General features: G+C 54.9%; 14 protein-coding genes. 2 read left to right on the forward strand and 12 right to left on the reverse strand.

Features of this window, described 5'->3' with window-relative positions:
- Nucleotides 1-3: 3 nt before the first annotated feature.
- Complete coding sequence (locus AC5S26_RS17510; protein WP_494186217.1) at nucleotides 4-288, forward strand: hypothetical protein; 285 nt, start codon at nucleotides 4-6, stop codon at nucleotides 286-288.
- A 76-nt stretch (nucleotides 289-364) separates the two neighbouring features.
- Here AC5S26_RS17510 and AC5S26_RS17515 read toward each other — a convergent pair whose 3' ends face one another.
- From AC5S26_RS17515 to AC5S26_RS17555, 9 genes are all read right to left on the reverse strand, one after another.
- Entirely contained in the window at nucleotides 365-2,035 is a 1,671-nt protein-coding gene (locus AC5S26_RS17515; protein WP_494186218.1) for a chloride channel protein, read from the reverse strand.
- A 76-nt stretch (nucleotides 2,036-2,111) separates the two neighbouring features.
- Nucleotides 2,112-3,254 carry a tetratricopeptide repeat protein gene (locus AC5S26_RS17520; RefSeq protein WP_494186219.1) on the reverse strand — a complete coding sequence of 381 codons (1,143 nt, stop codon included), beginning with the start codon at nucleotides 3,252-3,254 and terminating at the stop codon, nucleotides 2,112-2,114.
- A gap of 255 nt (nucleotides 3,255-3,509) precedes the next feature.
- Entirely contained in the window at nucleotides 3,510-5,336 is a 1,827-nt protein-coding gene (locus AC5S26_RS17525) for a chloride channel protein (RefSeq protein ID WP_494186220.1), read from the reverse strand.
- A 73-nt stretch (nucleotides 5,337-5,409) separates the two neighbouring features.
- Nucleotides 5,410-7,215: a chloride channel protein gene (locus tag AC5S26_RS17530; RefSeq protein ID WP_494186221.1), complete on the reverse strand. Its 1,806-nt coding sequence runs from the start codon at nucleotides 7,213-7,215 to the stop codon at nucleotides 5,410-5,412.
- Nucleotides 7,212-7,697 (reverse strand): MarR family winged helix-turn-helix transcriptional regulator, encoded by a 486-nt coding sequence (locus AC5S26_RS17535; RefSeq protein ID WP_494186222.1) that lies wholly within the window; start codon nucleotides 7,695-7,697, stop codon nucleotides 7,212-7,214. The genes AC5S26_RS17530 and AC5S26_RS17535 overlap by 4 nt, the downstream gene beginning before the upstream one ends.
- Before the next feature lie 287 nt (nucleotides 7,698-7,984).
- Nucleotides 7,985-8,941 (reverse strand): helix-turn-helix domain-containing protein, encoded by a 957-nt coding sequence (locus tag AC5S26_RS17540; RefSeq protein WP_494186223.1) that lies wholly within the window; start codon nucleotides 8,939-8,941, stop codon nucleotides 7,985-7,987.
- Between the two features lie 320 nt (nucleotides 8,942-9,261).
- Entirely contained in the window at nucleotides 9,262-10,278 is a 1,017-nt protein-coding gene (locus AC5S26_RS17545; protein ID WP_494186224.1) for a phospholipase C/P1 nuclease family protein, read from the reverse strand.
- A 46-nt stretch (nucleotides 10,279-10,324) separates the two neighbouring features.
- A complete protein-coding gene (locus AC5S26_RS17550; RefSeq protein WP_494186225.1) occupies nucleotides 10,325-11,584 on the reverse strand; it encodes a YdcF family protein in 1,260 nt (419 codons plus the stop codon).
- Between the two features lie 75 nt (nucleotides 11,585-11,659).
- Nucleotides 11,660-14,530: a TonB-dependent receptor gene (locus AC5S26_RS17555; RefSeq protein ID WP_494186226.1), complete on the reverse strand. Its 2,871-nt coding sequence runs from the start codon at nucleotides 14,528-14,530 to the stop codon at nucleotides 11,660-11,662.
- Nucleotides 14,531-14,830: 300 nt separating this feature from the next.
- Between AC5S26_RS17555 and AC5S26_RS17560 the strand changes: the two genes are divergently transcribed.
- The gene (locus AC5S26_RS17560; protein ID WP_494186227.1) at nucleotides 14,831-16,081 is read left to right on the forward strand and encodes a hypothetical protein; all 1,251 of its coding nucleotides are present in this window, start codon (nucleotides 14,831-14,833) and stop codon (nucleotides 16,079-16,081) included.
- Between the two features lie 186 nt (nucleotides 16,082-16,267).
- Here AC5S26_RS17560 and AC5S26_RS17565 read toward each other — a convergent pair whose 3' ends face one another.
- The 3 genes from AC5S26_RS17565 to AC5S26_RS17575 all read right to left on the reverse strand — a co-directional run bounded on the left by AC5S26_RS17565 (nucleotide 16,268) and on the right by AC5S26_RS17575 (nucleotide 18,365).
- Nucleotides 16,268-17,230 carry a LacI family DNA-binding transcriptional regulator gene (locus tag AC5S26_RS17565; protein WP_494186228.1) on the reverse strand — a complete coding sequence of 321 codons (963 nt, stop codon included), beginning with the start codon at nucleotides 17,228-17,230 and terminating at the stop codon, nucleotides 16,268-16,270.
- Nucleotides 17,196-17,333 (reverse strand): LacI family DNA-binding transcriptional regulator, encoded by a 138-nt coding sequence (locus tag AC5S26_RS17570; RefSeq protein ID WP_494186229.1) that lies wholly within the window; start codon nucleotides 17,331-17,333, stop codon nucleotides 17,196-17,198. The genes AC5S26_RS17565 and AC5S26_RS17570 overlap by 35 nt, the downstream gene beginning before the upstream one ends.
- A 69-nt stretch (nucleotides 17,334-17,402) precedes the next feature.
- Nucleotides 17,403-18,365, reverse strand: a complete 963-nt coding sequence (locus AC5S26_RS17575) for a sugar phosphate isomerase/epimerase family protein (protein WP_494186230.1) — start codon at nucleotides 18,363-18,365, stop codon at nucleotides 17,403-17,405.
- Nucleotides 18,366-18,376: the final 11 nt, after the last annotated feature.

Raw genomic sequence — 18,376 nt, forward strand, 5'->3', positions numbered from 1 at the left:
TGGGTGGGATCAGCGAGCGCAAATTGCCAGCTTCCGAAGCCCGAACGTTACGATCTCGATCGCGATCCGTTCGAGGCCGATGATGTGGAGAGGAAGCATCTGGAGATCGTCCAACAATTGCAAGCTCAGCTTGAGCACGAGATCGCGGCGTTTTCTCTGGAGGTTCAACAGACATGCACTGCCCCTGCAGAAGAAGGTCACTTGTGTCACTACTTCCCCCGGCGCTACGGCTCGCGTTCTGGCGGGCAACAGCCGGACTGGGCCAAGCAGCCTGACGATCGTCTTTGATTGCGAGTGTTCTGGATATGCGCAAACAATTGAATCAGACGGGTGCCACAAAAAGGCGTAGGCGCCAAGGAATGTATCAACGCTGTTGGTAGCGTTCGAGTACATCCTCAAGTGAAACGGCTCCTTCGAGTGTTCCACGAAGAGCTCGATTGATTACAGGAAGCAGGGGCCAGCGCTGAAAATGTGGGAGGGCACTCGATAAGGGCAAATCGGGAAAGAGTAAAGGAGTTCGTTCCGCTCCGAGCTTCTCATCGAGGCGAGCGGTATTGAAGGCGACCTGGTGCATCGACATCTCGGCCGACAACGTATCCAGCTCCTGTTTGGTCGCGGTATACCAAAGGCCATCGCGACAATGGACCAAGATTGGAGATAAATCCTGAATCTCCCCATATTTCGTCAACGAGCGCATCGCTTCTGATATCACTTCCGAGCCTTGAATGATCGGGACAACGATTGGTTGCAGAGCATCTTCCAAATGAAGATCCCGCTCTTCGCGTTGCTCTTCCATGGAGGGTAAATAAAGGCCATCCTCATGGGTCAAAACCTCGAAGATAGGGACTGGCTGAAGGGACCGCGAGATCAAATAAGCGATGGTATTCGCAAGGATCACCGGCACTACGATTGAATAATTCCCACTAACCTCCATCACCATAAAGACCGAGGTGAACGGCGCTCTCAGAAAAGCTGCGAAAAGAACTCCCATCCCGACTAGGGCATAGGAGCCAACTGAACCAGTAAGATGCGGGAAGAAGAGCTTCTCAAACGAACCGACGGACGCTCCCAGCATTGCTCCAATGAATAACGTCGGAGCGAACATACCTCCGGGTGTTCCGCTGGAAAATGACAAAGTTGTCGCGATAATTTTGAAAATGGCGAGCACCAGTAGCATCTTCCATGCAAACTGCGCGTGCATCGCCTGATCGATGACATCGTAGCCAGCACCCATGACCTGAGGCAGGCCAAAGTAGCCAATGCAGCCTACGAGGAATCCCGCCGCCGCGGGCTGTAACATCTGCGATGATGTCGCTGCACTCTTCAACTTGGGTCGAAGATATTCCAGCGACTTGGAGAAGGCGAGCGAGGCAATTCCTCCGAAGATTCCCAAAACTGCGTAAGCCAGCAACTCGCGTGGATCACGCAGAGTAACGGTAGGCACGCGGAACATGGGCTCCGCCCCCCAAAACCACCGTGCAACGACTACACTCGAAATTGTCGCCAGCACTATTGACCCCAGTACACCTGCGCTCCATTGCCCAATTACCTCCTCGATGACGAACAAAATTGCCGAGATGGGTGCATTGAACGCGGCAGCGAGGCCTGCTGCCGCACCCACCGGCGCAAAGATACGAAGGCGTGCTTTGGAGAGCTGGAGTCTCCTGCTGATGAGTGAAGCCACGCCAGCGCCGATCTGTAACGAAGGATCTTCTGGGCCGAGGGAATGACCGCCACCGATCGCTAAGGCAGAGAGGAGAAATTTACCACAGACTGTACGGAACGAGATATATCCGTTGTGGATATACATCGCGGCTTTAGTCTGGTTGATGCCACTGCCCCGCACCTCTGGAAAGACGAAGCGGGTCAGTATTGCAACGATAAGCCCGACGACGGTCGGCGCAATCAGCAGCCTCAGTTGCCGGGGCCCCGGCGAAGAGCCGAGCAACAGCACATTCACCCAGGCTATCGCCATGCGGAAAGATACAACCAGTAACCCGGAGATGATGCCAATAAAGATGGACAGCAAGAGCAAGATCCGCTCCTCGCGTCCCGGGATAGATGGCTCTGAGTCCGAAGCGATTGGTGGTCTCGGTAGCTGTGATGTTGCGCTAATGGCCGTCCCCTTTCGTTGCGGACCCTTGCGCCAGCAAAAGAAGCAGTGCATCGTCTCCAGTGGGAGCCGCACAACGTTGGCTAGTTTGGACCTCGGTATCGTAGATCAACTGCATTGCCGTTTTTTGTTTGTCGGAATCATGGAGAAGTTCGGAGCGGCTCGTCGTGGCATCTGGGCCCGCCCAACGGGCGGCTAACGATTGCGATCCGTCGCTCGGAGCAGTACATGTATTCCAACGGGTCTTGGCGATTGCTCGATCAGTGAGAATACGATCCACTCTCTCTTGCGCTGACAACGCTTCGCTGGGTACAAGCTGTAGAATGCGTCGGATCTGCATCAGCAGTACGGCGTTTTCTTCATTTCCGGGTTGCTCTCGCACTGCTCGTTCGAGCAATGCGAAGGCCATCGTATAGTCGCCGCGGCGATATGCAAGTCTGCCAGCCTCACTCAGTACGATTTGATCGTGAGGTTGGCGTGCAAGAGCCTTCTGAAAAAAGTCCATCGCCTCTGACGAGGCGGCAGCCTGTTCCAGCAGATTAGCGAGCGTCACGTCGAGTTCCGGATCCTCGGGAGCGTTCCCTGCGGTTACTAGCAGTTCGGCTTTCGCCGGTTCGAGCTGTCGTTGCTCGATGAGATAACGTGCCAGTTCAAGTCGAACCTCGCGCCGCCGTTTGGCCCCATCTCCTTCCCAATCTCCATAGATAGAAGCACGATAGAAATTGATCGAGCCTTGTACGTCATGCTTTCTTGAGGTAAGACGAGCGAGTTGCAGATTGATGAAGCCATCTCCTGGGCGCTCCTCTCGTAACCCTATGAAGTAGTTATAGGCCTCCTCGGTCCTGCCCGCCTGCGCCAGAGCCTCAGCCAGCATCAACTCATAGCTCCGTTCTCCCGGTGCGTAGGACAACGCAGTTCGGTAGAATGTGATCGCCTGATCGGGTCTATTCGTCCGCAAGGCTGCTCTGCCACGATCCGACCAGCGTTTTGCGAGCTCCGCACGGTGTTCCTGGAAAGAACGAAACAAAAATAGAGTGACAACGAACAGCACGGCGGTGATCGCCGTCAGACTCAGGAAAGTAATGGAGTCGCGGAGAATCAATTGGCGTGTTGTAGTCAATCTCGTGGTATTGTTCGCCATCGGCTGTTCGATACAAATCACTTGGGAAGCTTGATCCCTTATGAAACGGAGGTATCTAAATCAGTTTACCGTCTCGATTGTCAGACTTGCCTCGCAGCGCAAGAGGAGAGGGAATCCAGATCCCATTTGTGCTGAAACCAGGAAACAAAGGGTAGCTATATAGAGCGCGCGATAGGCGTTCAGCAGGAAATAGAGCGATTTGGTTAGATCATCTCCTCAGATACGAGACAATAGTACGACGGATTTGCGATCCTGCTACTCGAGGTTGCGCGCGGGTTGTTCGAGAGTGGTGCGGCGCAAATCCCCTGTCTCTTCTTCGAGCAGCCAGCGGCGAAGCTGCAGAATGTCATTGGCTCGAACGATGCCGACGACGTTCATCGTTTGCCGGGATTGAACCACCACGGCGTTCTCAACATCTTTGAGCATCATGGAGCGATGTACCTGATCGACGGATTCGCCAGGGTAGGCGAGCACGTAGTCCTGACGTGCGAGCTCCTGCATCGTGAAGTGATGATCGGGCGGCTCGATACGCATAAGGTCATGTGCTTCCACGATGCCCAGCAGCGTTTTATCCGCGTTGACGACGGGAACGAAACCGATCTCACTCGGCTTGTACTTTTCGATGACGGATCGTAATGTCTCATCGCTGTGAACGATATTGAATTCTCTTTTCATCACTTGATCGATACTCGCGCGCATCAGCACCGGGACGGAGTAGTCCTGGCTGATGATAAGGCCGCGCTTGACGAGTTTGATGGTCATGATGGAATCGCGGCTGCAGAGACGGACGAATCCGTCGGCGATCATGACGGAGACGACAAGGGGCAGGAGAGAGTTGGGATTGTGGCTGAGTTCGAAGAGGAAGACGATGCTGGTGAAAGGCGCGCGCGCAATGCCGCCAAAGACAGCGGCCATGGCTACGAGCGAATAGAAGGCCGGGTCGCTGACGAGACGCGGAAAAAAATGCTGGCAAACTGTGGCGTAAGCAGAACCGAGTCCTCCGCCGACAACGAGGGAGGGCGCAAAGACGCCGCCGGTTGTGCCTGAGCCGAGTGAGATGACGAGCGCCCAGAATTTGGCCACAGCAATACTGATGAGGCTGGCCACGCTAAGGTGATCGTTGAGCATTTCTCGGATAGTGTCGTAACTCGTGCCGAAGACCTGCGGAACAAAATATCCGATGACGCCCAGGATGAGCGCGCCTATTGCCGGAGACCAGACGGTCGCGTATTTGAAGGGAAGTTTATCGAAGAAGTCTTCGAGCCAGTCGAGGGTGCGGATCATGCACAGACCTACCAGACCCATCAGGATTCCCATGAGCGCGAAAAGCCACAGCTCGCTGACGCCTGTGAGCTTGAATGCCGGCGTCGGAAACAGCGGGTTCCAACCGGCAAAGTAGATTCGTACGCCAGTAGCTGCCGCAGAAGCTAGCGCCACAGGGATGAAGGAGCGTGCGCGCAGCTCAAAGAGCAGCAATTCAACGGCGACAAGGATGCCAGCTAGTGGAGCAGTGAATGTGGCCGCCATGCCGGCGGCAGCACCGCAAGCCAACAAGACACGACGATAATAGGGTGTGAGTCCGAGGGCCTGGCCTAGGAGAGAGCCGATGGCACCACCGGTCTGAATGATGGGACCTTCCGCGCCGAAGGGACCACCTGTGCCGATGGCGAAGGCTGTGGCCAGGGGTTTCAGGATGGCGACACGAAGGCGCATGCGGCTGTGACCGAAGAGTACGGCCTCCATCGCTTCAGGTATGCCGTGGCCCTTAAGCGTGGGCTCAAGAAAGTAGATGAGGAGGCCGACGATCAGGCCACCGATTGGCGGAATGAGAATGACCAGGAGGCCGAGATGATTGTTGGCCGGATTGCTAACCGCGAAAGATAGCCTGCCGTAAAAAATAAGGTTAGTGAAGAAATAGATGAGCTCTAGCAGGCCCTGGGCGACAAGACCGCCGATGATGCCCACCATGACCGCGATGCAGCATATTTTGATGACCTGCGGCTCTAGAGCAACGCCGAACTGATGTTTTGTGAAGTCCCCTGAGTTCAGTTTTGTTGCATTTGAAACCGGAGTATCCGCCATGGAGATTTCCTCTTGCTCGCAAAGAAGCACTCATCGAGGCAGACACCCGGCTCAGCTGAAGGTCAACTTAGTATCAGAGGACCTCAACGCCAGTAGAGACAAGCGAGGTTTCTGCCGTCTCCGCCATACTCTCGCTTCGCAGTTTCAATGCTTGCAATATGTTTGTCTTGGTTACGACACCAACAACTTTATCTCTGGCCTGAACCGCCAGGAGCATAGGCTCGCAGTCTTGCGCGAGCAACAATCGAAGCGCCTCCGTCGCGTTTGTGTCCGGAGGAACTTTCTGAACCCGGCGCTGCATGATGTCGCGCACACGCGTGGTTCCCCATTTTTCTGGTGGGACCTGACTGAGCGACCAGAGGCTGCAGGTGCCGACGATTTTGCCGTCGTCGATAACCGGGAATATCTCATGTCGTGTATGCGGGGAAAGCATGGCGGTGAACTCCCGCAGAGTCATAGCGGCGGAAGTTGAGATCATTTCGGTCTGCATGATCTGGCTGACTGGAAGATCCTGCAGCTCGGTGACGCGCACCGCCTCATGCAGGCGCTGATCCCCAGAGGCCGAAGCATCGCCGGATACCGCGTAGGCGACTGCCGACCCGATAAGTGCAGGAATGATGAAGGCATGTCCACCTGTTGCCTCTGCAACGAAGACGACGGCGGCGAGTGGAGTCTTGTAGCCTGCGGAGATAAAGCAGGCCATGCCGACCGCCGCATAGAGCGCAGGTATCGTGCTGTGCACGATCGACTGTGAGAAGGCCAGACCGAAGGCGCCCCCAGAGAGGAAGAGAGGTACGAACATGGCGCTGACGCCGCCAACGCCCAAGGTAAAGATGGTGGCTGCCAGCTTGAAGACGCCAAAGGTCACCAACTCAAGGCTGCTGTGGGGACTGGCGAGGATGATGTCCACGGCTTCGTAGTTCGGGCCGAGGGGCACCAGACCGCCGTTGTAGAACTGCAGGAAGAGAAGACCGCACAAGCCGGTGAGAAGACCGCCGGCAGACATCTTAGCCCAGTGCGGCCATGCCAGATCGACGCAGAAGGTGCGAACGCGGCGGAAGGTGATGACGAATGCCATCGCTAACAGGCCAATGATAAGGCCAAGCAGCGCGCTCCAGAGCAGATCTTTGCGAGTGAAGGATGTGGCAGATGCGAAGTCAAAGAGCGGATCACTGCCGAGAAAAGAACTAAGCGTCATGAAGGAGACGACGGACGCAATAAGCGAGGGTAAGAGAGCTTCATGCGCGAGATCATCCTTGTACGGCATTTCAAGCGCGAACACGATGCCTGTGAGTGGAGCGCGAAAGACGGCGGACATGCCCGCTGCAGCGCCGCAGATGAGCATGATGCGTCGATCACGGGCGTCGAGATGAAAGCCGCGGAAGGAACGGAACCGCGCCCAGATCCACGAGCCGATGGCGCCGCCGCCATAGATGCTCGGACCTTCAAGAGCAGCACTGCCTCCAAGACCCACAGTTGCGGCAGCGGCCAGGATTTTGGCTCCAAAAGGGCGCAGATTCATGTGGCCCTGATGCTCGTGATACGACCGGATGACTTCTTCGGTGGAATGCTCATCGGGATCGGGCGTGAGGAACTGCATGATGAGGCCGGCCAACAGAAATGCCAGAACAAGCCCTGGAACGATGGCCCAATGATGGGCGAGGTAGTAGTGCAGAACGGGAGGCCACATCTTCTGCAGGATGACAACCGCAATTGCGGTAATCGCAAGCCCGGTAGTGACTCCGATGATGGGTGCAATGATGAGCCATTTCTGGAGGTCGCGAGCATAGACAGCAGTGAGGTCCTCGTGGACCAATGGAGCGTATTTGCGAAGTAATGGATGCCGAAGATAACTTCTCCAGCCTTGATGTTCTTTCATAAATGAGTCACAGTACGATGACTTTCCTTATCAGATGTATGCGTTGTTGAGGACTCAGAAACCGACTTCAGTTTGCCTCTTGTCGCAAACCTGAGTAGTTCTTCGTGCAATCGATTCAGTTCGTCGCGATGCTTAACCGAAAGCTTTTTCAAGATGCCGCGGCCCCGCGATGTGAGAGAGACGACGACGATACGACGATCGGACGAGTCGCTCTCACGGCGAACCAAGCCGCTGAGAACAGCCCGGTCGATCAAACCCACTACGGAGTGATGTCGCTCCTGCAAAAACTCTGCCAGCTCAGACACGGTGGCCTTGCCGCTGCCGGTAAAACCGGCGATGCCAAGCATGAGTTGATGTTGTTGCGGTGTGATATCTACCTCACGCGCAGCGCTCTCGCTGAAACGTAGGAATTTACGAAGGAGATAGCGGAAAGATGCCAACTCGGAAAGTATGTGGTCGAATTCGTGCTCATCCGATTTCATCGATAACTTTGATCTTTCCGTACATGTATATTATGTCGCAATACGATGTTTCAAGCAAGTCTACTTTCCGACTCGGACGATTTTGATGGTGCGAATCATGGGAGTGGCTTTGGTTATATGAGCAAAGGCGCGATGGCCGGATCCCGCTCGACGTGCGCCGTTGAATCGCAGCAGCAGTTCCGTCCTCGTAGAGCCTAAACTCCCAGATCTTTGAGATTTGTGATGACCTGGTCCCTTACCTTCCCGAGAGCAGTTGCTTAGGAGGAACTTGAGGAGCGTCGTGGCTCTTAGGGAGTTTTGAGAGCGACCTGCCGGTTCCAAGGCGCCACGCTTTCCTCATATTCCATAGGATCGCCGAAACCTTCGGTTTGGACGCCGAGTTGGCGTAGAGCGTCTAAGGCCATCAATCGACGATGTGCGTTGAATGTCATGATATGGGCAAAGACGCCACCGAACGTGAAGGTCTCAGCTGGTTCGCAGAGAGCATCAACGAACGTGTCATCCCATGCGGAGCGATTTCGGACGTCCCTTAAAATACGATGTAGTTCAGCATCGGTCTTTTCGAGCCTTTGCAGCATAGCTTGCGGGGAGCGTTGCGATTTAGGTGGGCCGTTCACATCCATATCGACTCCGGAGAGCGCGGCGGTCCAGACTTCTTTCGTGAAGATGATGTTTTCCAACAACTGCCTCAGAGTCTTATTCGACTCCCGCCAGGGCAGCAGCTCTATGACGGTGGGCAGCGGCCGATCCAATTGCTCCTCTGTCAAAGTATTGGCGTACTCCAGCAAACGCCGCGTATGCCAGGAGTCGTTGCCTGCAAAGCGATCGAATAAATCCATATCCCCTCCTTTTGTTGGGGAACCAGGTGCAAGAAAGTGAATTTTGTTGGACGCCGGCAGATGAAAATGCGGATCACGTATGCGCCGGTAAAGGCTGGGAGAGGTCCGAAAAGCTTTTCGAAAAGCACGAGTGAACGCCTCCAACGAACCGTAATTGGCGTCCAGGGCGACATCCGTGACCGACAGTCCGGTATGTGCCAGTTGATATGCCGCTCTTTCCAACAAGAGCCGTCGTCGCATGGCTCCCGGAGTGTCTTCGATCACTGTTCGGAACAATCTGTGGAACTGAGTGCGGCTTTGATACGCTTGGCGCGCCAAATCTTGCGTCTTCGCCTGAGTGTCCAGAGAGTTCGCGACAATTGCAGAGAGGCGGTTTGCTGTCTCGTGACCATCCGCTTTATTCATGCGTCAGGTTCCTCATCTTGAACGAATCATAGACAAAGACGGCGTCTCCCGCCTGATCGTACGTACCAATCTTTTACCTCAAAAGCTGGAACAAAGCGAAGACATACATGGATACTGAACACCGCGCTTGCACTATTACTCCCCAAAAGCACCGTTGTGTAGAGCGAACGGCCCAACTCTGAGATGGTTGACAATCTGGAACTTTAAGCCTCTGGCGAAAGGCGGTGGCAGCCCTGAAGGGCGCAAACCTCTCAACGGCCTTCGCTTTTCACAGTAGATTTCACTGACAGTTGTTCTTAGCGCAAGCCAGTCGGCATCGCCTACCGGTGCACCACATCTGGCGATACGCTAGCGGGAGCCGAACCCGTCTCCGGATTGTAATGCGGATGATTCGGGTCAATTGGACCTGGCTTCTCAAGCGTTGTAGACAGAGCGCTCTCAAGCCATGCGCGGTACACCAGATCGCGAAGCATCCTGGCTGCAGCCGCGGTCTGACTATAGACCATCTCCCTCGCATCCTGATCATGCGCATCATTGAAGGCGCCTCGCTTATACATCTGATAAATACCCTCGACTTTACCTCCCGACTCATCGAGATGAGCAAGGATCAGCTCGAACACGTCCCCTTGAAGATGTCCGGGCGTGCCTATACGGGGAGCGATGTCTTGTTCTGTGAGGCCAATTGCATCCACATAGGCTGACTCGAAACGCCCATGAATTTTGGTATCGCGCGTATATCCCTTCGGATCCGGCCCCTGCCATCCATCGTGATGAATCGTATCGTGCAGCGGCTGCGCCCCATCGCCGATGTAGTGCCCCATCCACGCAACATAAAAAGCGCAGTTTTGCTCTAGGAACGTTGTATCTCTGCCCGCGGCTCGCTCTCGCCTTAGCAGACCCATATCCGCCACGAGGTGTCCGTAGACCTCGGCTGCAGCGTAAGGCAACGTGCCAGTCCAGCGCACGTTCATTCGCTTTGCGTCTTCAGGATCGCTCTTTCGAATTCGAAGATTCTCACGGTACAGTTCCAGCACAAACTCATACCTTGAGCGAGGAATTACCTTCATAAAAGCAAACTGTTCACGAAACCATCCGTGGTTAGGATCTTCTTCGATCTTCGAGAATGGCTCCGATGCCCCACGCCATGTATCGGGGATGCTCGCCGATCCTGCGATATAGTCCACGTACTTCTTCAGAAAGACCGGTCCATCCTCCGGCAGCAGATCCACCGCGGTGCGATCAATTACCGAGTGGGCGCGAGCGCCCCAGGGATAAGCCGCCTGCGGAAAGAACAGCATGGCGATTAATAGTGCTGCGGTCGATGATTTACGATTCATCTTCATCTCCAATCTGTTCTCGAAAAGCTATATCTCCCAAATCTCTTTACGGATCAAGAGGATCAAGTGGATCCTGCTGAAGTGACTCGATCTTTGGAAGAAAGACCACGCTTGTCTCCGACGGACGATCGGTGATCTTGTAAGGCAGATATCCCATCTCCTTCAGACATCGATACGCAAAGGCCTGGTTTGCAATCCCGTCGATCTGTCCTTTATCGCTAATCACAAGCACCGCTTTCTCCATGGGAATGCTGTAGCGATAGATTTCCCGTACCGCGTTTCGCAGATTCGTTGTCGTATGCCGTGCATGGGGATCGATCAGGATCGCCGCCTCAGGAACGTGATAGTCCGCCAGCAGAGCCCTCCTCATCTCAAGCGCTTCCGCGAAACGCGTCTGCGAAGGATGTACGTAGCCCCCAGAGACCAAGATGAACGGAGCCTTACCCGCATGATAGGCCTCCGCCGCAAGCTTTGTACGAGCACGGCCGGACTCGGAAAGAGCCGTATTCGGATCGCTCGGTCCTGCCCCCGGAACCACAATCGCCGAGTATGGATACCTACTCCAGTCGACACGGGGAATTGTCTTGATTGCAGCGACGTTCCCTACCGTTTCCATCGGCTCTTCTCGTCCTGCCTCATCGCGGCGGTTCATCGCCAACAACTTAAGCGCAGCCTTGAGTGAGGAGGAGAAGAAGAGCTCCGAGTCCGCAGGCTCTGCTCCCAGCCTCTGCGCCAGAGCCGTTATCTTCTGCTGAAACTCCTGCGAGCTCACATCAAAGGAGATGGAATCGATTAAAGGGTAGCGAGGAAGCGCACCCTGCCCGTAGACCGCGATCACGTTATTCGTCCCACGAGCGCAGATCTCCCAGGCAGCAGCCAGAAGCTCATCTCCACTCTTGTTTTGATAAAGAACATATGCCCCACTGGGGCGAAGATCATGGTCAACCATCTCTCGCAACACTGCGTTCTCGCGATAAAGCCGTTCAAGAGCAAAGGAGACGTTGCGAATCTCCTCCTCCGTCCAAAGAAGACTCCTCATCGTGCAGACTGCGTTTCCTTTGCAGGATCGCAGTGCGAGATTGAGATATTCTCTCCGCTCCGCGCCGATCTCCTGTAACTCTCTATCGGTCAAAAGTGCAGCCGATACTTTAGGGGCGTTCTCGATCACTGACAACAGGTAGAAGTTTTTATCCTGAATCGCATGTTTAACATGAAGCGGCGTTTGGGCAACCTGAGCCAACAATCCAGCCGGACCGAACATAAAGGTTGCCGTCACAATCGAAGACGCGATGAAGCGAAGCCGCATGTGCAAAACTCCCAGAAGATAAGGAACTACACGCAGAGGACCGCTGGTCCTCTGCGTCGGCCAAGGTTACGAGTCTTAGAACTTCAGACTCAGTCCGAACTGTGTGTTACGCGAGGTGCGAGCCGAGGTCTGCGTGAGAAAGTTGCTCGCATTCTGTGCGTTGATAACCGAGCCCGTGCACCCGCTCGTGGTATTGCAGTTCAGGTTGTTGGTGTTCAGCAGATTCTCTGCCTGAGCGAAGGCGGCCAGATGGAACCGCTCGCCGAAGTTGAAGTACCGCTTGATCTGCGCGTCCTCTTGCGACAGTCCGCTGCCGCGAAGGCTGTTGCGGGCTACAAAGGGCAAGCGGTCGTTGGTCACGCCATCCTGATTCAAGTCCGTGCCAGCAATCGGATTGATTGGATAGCCAGAGTTGAGGAAGGTCATCGAAGAAAACTCAAAGCCATTCGCCCAGCGTAGCGAGCGCGCAGCGAAGGATGTCTGATAGATCCCCTGGATGACCAGGTTATGCCGCGTGTCGTTGTCCGCATTGCCGTAATCGCGGCGAAGGTTGGTCGGATCGCTGGTGCTGCCGCCCTCACCAATGTTGTCGGACAGAGCATGCGAATACATATAGTTCACCGTAAACTCGAGGCCGTGCGAAAGCCGCTTCTGAAGGCTGACGAAGCCTCCATTGAAGCTCGTATTCGCTCCGCTGCGGATCAGATTGATCGCACCGAAGTTTGTATTGGGCCTGTTACTCGTTCCTAAAAAGACCGGGCGCCCATCAGCGAGAGTCGTCCCTTTAGGAGTCAAATTAGTGTCGGTGTAGTAGAGACCGTGCCGCAGGCTGGCAAATTGATACCCCACCGTCAGCTGATAGTTGTGCCCCAGATCCTGCTGGACCTGCAGGTTAGCCTGATGCTGATATGCGTTGTGAAAATCCGGGTTGAAGGCCGTGATGCTTGGCTTGACCGGGGAGGTCGATCCACTTAGGTCCGGCACATTCGGAAAGACCGGAGCTCCCGCCTGTCCGCCCGTCACCAGATAGTTCAGCAGACGATGACCGTTCACTTGAGCGGCGTTGTAGAAAGTACCAAGCCCAGGAACATCGTAGTACATTCCATACGCCGCATGCACTACCGTCTTCGATGATCCGAAGGGAGACCAGGTCAGACCGATGCGCGGAGCAATATCGGTGTAATCGTTGGGAACGCTACGAGACAGAGGATACGGAGCCTGCGCATCGAAGGTCGGAAACAGGATTGCCTCGTAACGTGCGCCAACGTTGATGCTCAGGTTCTGGCTGAAGCGAATCTCGTCCTGCGCGAAGAAGTTCAGAAAGTTGAAGGCAATTCGGATCGCCGGATTTCCGCCATACGTCGTCAGAGTGCTGTAGGTATAGGGTATGCCTGTTGCAGGGTCAACCTTGCCTGCAACCGTATTGAGGAATTGATCGACCGAGCTCACCGCCGGACGTTTGGTCGCATCGTCCGCGGCCAGACCGTTGAAGCTGAAGGTGGGAGCTGTTCCGGAAAGATTGGCAAAGAGCTCATGATCGTACTCGCCGCCGAATTTGATGGTGTGGCGGCCACTCGTCCAGGTGACGTTGTCGACCACACTTGTGCTGCGCTCGGTCGTGGTCGTCGTGGTCAATGGGCTGAATCCGATATTAGCTACACTGCTGATGTTGATCAGCGCGTTGCCGTAAGTCGATCCATTCACCAGAGGAAAGTTCCCCGTATCGCGCTGAATCATGCCGAAGCGTACCTCGTTCAGCAGATGGTCGGAGATCACGGTTGCCAGCTGCAGGCCGCCGCCGTTCTGGTGATCGGTGTAATGCGATCCACGATCAGCGATCGTCAGTCCGCTTGCGTTGTTGGGCTGTTGATTGGTGAAACGCGCATAGCGAACGTAGCCGCTGTTCTTCGCATTCAGGTTGAAATCCACTTTTCCTACAAGAGTTCGATAGGTTTCCCCAAAGGGGGCGGTCCCAATCTGATCCGACGCCAGCCCCAAGGCCGCGGCATTGGTCGGAGTGATCGTAATCGCCTGGGGAAGAGTATAGGGATTGTTCTCATATTGCCCAAAGAAGAAGAGCTTGTCCTTAATGATTGGACCTCCCAGCGTGAAGGCGACGTCCCACCAGCTGCGGTCGGGCTGCGCCTTCGCCAGCGTCGGAATCGCCTGCAGATCCAGTGGCCGCCACTGGCCCAGCGCTGAGCCGTGAAACTGATTCGTTCCCGACTTGAGCACCACGTTAATCTGTCCTCCCGCCGCGCGGCCAAACTCCGCTGAATAACCACTCGATAGTGTTTGGGTCTGGGCCACCGCCTCCGGTGTAACAATAATCAGTCGAATCTGCCGGTTAGAACCGTGCTGCGTATTGTCCAGTCCGTCCAGGTTCCACTGCGAGCGCTCCGTACCGCCAAAGGTGAACTGTGTTGTCGAGAACGTGTTCGTTGGAATGCCGATCACCCCCGGCGAGAGCAGAAGATAATTGAACAGGTTGCGCGACGCGATCGGAAGATTCTCGATCTCATGCTGATCGAGCACTGCTCCGATGGTTGAGGTACCCGTATCCATCAAGCTCGCGCCCGCATCCACCTGCACCGTCTCCGAGGCATTCCCCACTGCGAGAGAGATGTCGATCCGAGCCTCCTGGCCCACGTTGAGTAGAATCCCTTCCTGCGTCGTCTTCTGGAAGCCGTCCGCTGTAGCCTCCAGACGGTACGTGCCTACATGCACCAGGGGAAACCGATAGTAGCCGTTGGCATCGGTTGTAGTCTCCTGTGAAATCCCTGTGCCGACGTTGATAAGAGTAATGTGCGATCCGCCAATTGAACTCCTCGAGGGATCGAGCACATAGCCATTGACTGCAGCGTCCACAGCGTTTGCCTGGCCGAAAGAGACTCTGGAAAACGCCAGAAAGACGACGATAAAGAGAAGATAAAGTTTGCGATTCACGCTGGCTCTCCAATTCGAGCGATCGCACGGCAGAATTGCCGGCCAACTCGCTCCTACTGCTCTCAACGCTAGAGAGCCAATAACCTTCAAGACAGTCTCATTTCACCGTCACAATGTGATTTCACAATGTGACAAGGATGGAAGTCATTGAAAGCAAATCAACTTCATACCTGTCTCGAATTACGGTTTACCGAAATTTCATGAGTATTCTTCATAATTAAAAAAGTGTCAGCGCTTTTGCCAAAACTCTCTTCGCACACATCATCTTCTTTAATGGGAGATGAGCGTTGGCAGGCGGTCTTGCGGATCGTCAATTCCTCACGCTTTTCCAAGTCTTCGCGCCTATCGCAGCTCTTGCTCTATCTGGCGGAACAGACGCTGCTTAAACACACCGCGCTTCTCAACGAACAGAACATTGCCGTCGAGGTCTTTAAACGCGGTGATGAATTCAATCCCGGTGTCGATACCATCGTTCGCTCACACATGGTGCGCCTCCGCCAGAGACTTGAGCAGTATGCCTCGGACTTCCCCATGGACACCTTTCGTGTGACCGTCCCAAAAGGTGAGTACATCGTGCGCTTCGATCGCACAGCCCCGATGGTGGTCCCCATCTCTAAAGTTCCTCCCGCTCCTCAGCTCATCACAGAGATGCCATTTATAACCGCTGAGGTCCCCTCGCGGACCAAGTGGAATACAAACCCTCTTTTTCTCCCCTTCTGTCTCCTGGGACTCATCGTCGTGGGCCTCTCACTTGTTCTATGGTCCTTGCATTATCGCGCCCAGCGTTCCGTTTCGCTGCCACTCCATCCTCTCTGGAGCCGAATCTTCCAGCCCTCTCGTCCGACGACCTTTGTTGCTGCCGACAATGGCCTGGTGCTTCTGCACTGGATGACCAAGAAGGACACCACGTTGGCCGAGTACCTCGGTCACGACTTCAATCAGGAGCTCCAAGGCCTCCCACGCGATCGGGCCGACGAGATTCGCAACATCGCCAATCGTCGCTACACCTCCTTCGTCGACCTCAACCTTTTTCGCCGCATTCAGCAGCTTCCCTTTGCCTCTTCTGATCGCCTCATCCTGAAGTATTCTCGAGATCTGAGCGTGGAAGAACTCAAGCAGGGCAACATCATCCTCTCTGGAGCCCGCGGCGCGAATCCCTGGCTCGAGCTCTACGAGCCCCAGATGAACTTCTACGGCTCCAACGACGGCGTCCATCACATCTATAGCTTCATCAACCGCCAGCCTCAGCCCGGAGAGCCCGACCGCTATTTCGCCTCCGACTCAGACCCCAAGCAACACGTCCTCGGTGTCCTGGCATTCATCTCCAACCTCGACCGGAACGGCAACGCCCTAGTCATCGAAGGCAACTCCATGGCAGGTACCGAGGCGATCACCGATTTTCTCTTGAACGACGACGCCCTCCTTCCATTTCTTAATCAGGTCAAACGTCCAGACGGCACCCTGCCACATTTCGAGGTTCTCGTCGAATCCAATAGCGTCAACGGCAACGCCGGCCCCTTCCACATCCTTTCCTACCGCACCCACCCTTAGCGGTTCGCAAGTCTCCCTGTTTTCTAATTCGGTGGCGAACTATGCAGGCGGGTGTACTCGACCTCAACGAGAACTGGTAATTTGCTCTCAACGGGAGTAACTGGATACAGCCCCGCGTTTTTATTGAGTGGTCGGATCGGAGACGAAATCTCAGTTGCCGAAGCTGGTTACGGCTTAGGAGAAAACTCAGGTCGTAGTCGCAGTTGAGGAGGATCGGATACGGCCGGACTTAGTAACCTTTGGCGTACGACGGTGAGGAGCGGGACCCGTGGTGCCACGCGTCACCAGCCACGTTTCCAAGAGGCACCGGACGTCACCATGTTTACCCGTTTGTAGCACACCAATCAACAGGTCGGCCGCCATGCGTCCCGCCTCGTCACAACGTGCTGAAACGCCGGTAAGGGCTGGATAAGTCGATGCACCAAGCACGTCATCGCTTCCAATCACGCTGAAATCGCGTGGAACAATAATCTTTTTCTCCGCAAGACCAGCGAGCAATCCGTGAGCGACAAAGTCATCGAACGCGATGGCCGCGGTAGCGTCCAACTCAAGAATCCTTCCCGTAATCTCTCTGCCGGCGTCAAAGCTTGGATGCCTTGCGTGGACGCTCTGAATACGGATCCTGTGGCGCGTCGAAGCCTGCTCCACCGCCCGATGTCGCTGCTGATCCGACCATGACACCGCAGGTCCGCTGACGTATACCAGGCTTTTATGCCCGAAGTTCGCAAGATGCGTCACTGCGGCATCGATTCCCGCGACAGGATCGATCAAGACACGTGGTAATCCAGCCGTATCACGGTTGATCAGCACTACCGGCTGTCGCTGTCCCAGCGCCAGGATCTGCTCATTCTGCATTCGTGACGAGGCAAGAATAAATCCCTCCACCTGCATCAGTAGCTTATTCACCAGCCGCAGCTCTCTCGAAGGGTCTTCATCAGAGTCTCCAAGAAACACGCTGAACCCCGCTGAGTCTGCAGTTGTTTGCGCGGCACGAAGCAGAGGTGGGAAGAACGGGTTTGCTATATCGGGAACGACGATAGCTATATTGCCTTGTTTCCCGGTACTGAGAGCACGTGCCATTGGATTAGGCAGGTAGCCCAACTGGGTAGCCAAGTCACGCACCTGTGCCACCGTCTCTTCGCGAAGCATTTTCGGGTCGGCTGAATGCCCGGGATACGGTTGCCGTAGAGACTTCAGCTGCCTTCGCTACATCACTAATAGTGGGGGCAGGCAACGGCTTGGTTAGTGGCATACATTTTCAGTCTAAGATCGCTTAAATCAGTTGAAAAAGCGAAGGATTCGGTTTGTTTTGCAGTGCTTTCTAAGGGGCGGACGATATGTTTTCGTTAGGATTGCGAAATGTTCTGTCGATGAGGTTTTGCAGGAAGGTCTTTGACTGCATGATGTCAGCGATCTGCTGTGGGCCAGAGATCTCTCGTTCGATCGCGATGGTCCGTGTATAGTTCACTTCCTTCAGCTTTCTGAAGAGGGCAGGGAAGTCAACCTTCCCTGTTCCAATCGCCACCTCGTCACCGAGAGTGTGCGGATTCGTCGGGAACCGTCCATCCTTCATGTGGGTTCCGCGCACCAGATGCCCGAAGACATCCATCGCATCCAACGGATTACCTTTGCCGTAAAGAATCAGATTCGCCGTATCGAGATTCACGAAAACATTCCCTACGCCAACATCCTGGATCATCCGCAGCATCGTGATGGGAGTCTCTTCGCCTGTCTCGCAAAGAAGCATTACCCCCTGCTCCTTGCAGTGGCGTGCAACTTCTTTGATGGAATTAATTGCCACTGTATAGAGGGGATCATTTGGATCCTCTGGAATGAAGCCGAGGTGACTATGGATAGCGGAAATATCGCAAGTCCTGGCGAAATCTGCGGCAAGCTTCAGGGCGTCAATCCGCTCCCTGCGAAACGTTGGCGGAACGATGCCGATTGTGGACGGGCCCTGGTCAAAGTCGAAGATCCTAGGTCCAGGATTATGCTCACTTAGCGCAGAAACCTGTACATCATACTTCTTCATTGCAGCCGTTAGAGGAGCAGCTTCGCGCATACTCAACTCATTGAAGAAAATCTGACAGGTTGGAAATCCCAAGTCATGGACATGTTTGATGGTTTCTTCGGACGTTCCGCCTTTCTTCACTTGTACGACCAGTCCGAGCCGTGGAGTTGCAGAGTCTGGAACCCTGCTCGGTTGCGCTGATGACGAAAAAGCTGTGCTCGACAAACTGGCGCCAGCAAGTTGGATGAAGCTACGCCGATCCAGGAAACCCATCGATACCCCTT

This window comes from Edaphobacter sp. FHG110511_03, assembly GCF_059115365.1.